The following is a 300-nucleotide window of genomic DNA, read 5'->3' as shown; positions in this document are numbered from 1 at the left end:
AGGTGAAAATGTAGAAGATGGTCTTAAGGGGTATATTGACTTCCATCATACGCTGTTGAGTCAGGGCATACACTTTTCGACTGTTGCTGATGCTAGAGGAGTGGATAGAGAGCAATTAGAGCACTGGCTTAATCAATCCGGTTACTTTGATCTGGACGCCCGATTAGCCCGATATAGTGTGATCAATAATCTGCCATTCATCCTAATGGGCCCTGAACTGGCAAGTGCTGTTTCTTCGGAAATCAGGGAATCAGATCGCTATGCTAAAGATACTTATTCCGAACCCTATTGGGTTGATAG

Annotated in this window: 1 protein-coding gene; it reads left to right on the top strand. The window is 44.0% G+C overall.

Annotated features, from left to right (window positions below):
* Positions 1-300 (top strand): hypothetical protein (locus A3757_RS26240; RefSeq protein ID WP_197469723.1); only part of this gene is annotated, 300 nt, incomplete at both ends.

This window comes from Oleiphilus sp. HI0117 (assembly GCF_001635235.1).
This window is presented reverse-complemented; position numbering and strand designations above follow the sequence as displayed.